This window comes from Nocardiopsis sp. FR4 (assembly GCF_009830945.1).
In the GTDB taxonomy this organism is placed as follows: Bacteria; Actinomycetota; Actinomycetes; order Streptosporangiales; family Streptosporangiaceae; genus Nocardiopsis.
Map to the genome: position 1 here is coordinate 1 of NZ_VWVV01000073.1, position 934 is coordinate 934.

The window sequence follows — 934 nt, forward strand, 5'->3', positions numbered from 1 at the left end:
TGAAGGACCGGGATCTGGGTCGGGTTCCGCCATCGGCCGGGACCGCTCGTTAGCAGGTCACACGCGAAGGGAGGGGGTCAACTTTCAGGCGCCGCGAGGGGGTCACTTTTCAGCCGTCGTTGACACTGGCAGCTGTCTCGGAGGAGACCAGCCAGCCGCTGTCGCCAGCGCCTGGTCTGGGTCCTCCGCTTCCAACGCCAGGGTCACCTCGTGGATACGCACGGAGGCCGGTCCGAAGGCCGTACCGGTGTAGACGCCCTCCGTGGTGAGCAGGGCCGAGGAACGGGCCTCTTCCAGATGGTCCTGAGCCCGGCCGAACGCCCTACCCCGGGCCGAGAGAACGGCGGCACGCATGTGGAGGGCACCGTATGCGGCCCACTCCTGGGGTGTGGCCGGCGAGAGCTTCTGAGCGGCTCGTTCGAGCATGAGCCGACCCGGGTGGAAGTCGCGGTTGCAGAAGAACGTCTCTCCACGCACGTAAGCCGCGGCTGCCCGTGTCACTTCGTCTACGGTCTGCTCAGCGGCCCAGAGCATCACCTGGATGGTCCGCGCCGACAGGTCGTGGAGGCCGAGTTTGTCGGCTATGGCGTCCATAGCACGGTAGGCCTGGACGAGCAGCCGGGCAGCATGGTCGCGATCGGCGCCCTGGGCGGTCATCAGGGCCCGGGTCAGCTCAGGCAGCAAGACGGGCAGACGCGCCAAGAGGCAGGTGTAGTGAGAGTTGAGTCGGCACCTGACGATCCCGACCACGTCCTTCTTCAGCTCGCCGATGGGACGGACCGGTCCGTCTTCGGGAAGGTCGTAGGTGCTTACGACGTGGTGCGCGATTGAGGTTGGGGCGTGCTGGCCCAGCGAGTCGGCTGGTGGGTGATTACCGCATAGCTGTGCGGTCGGAGACCAGGCCGGCGATGGCCAGGTGGGTTTCGTCGTAGTA

Annotated in this window: 1 pseudogene; it reads right to left on the minus strand. The window is 66.7% G+C overall.

Annotated features, from left to right (window positions below):
* Positions 1-102 precede the first annotated feature (102 nt).
* A pseudogene (locus FYW95_RS27475) lies at positions 103-934 on the minus strand (hypothetical protein); the annotation flags it as partial.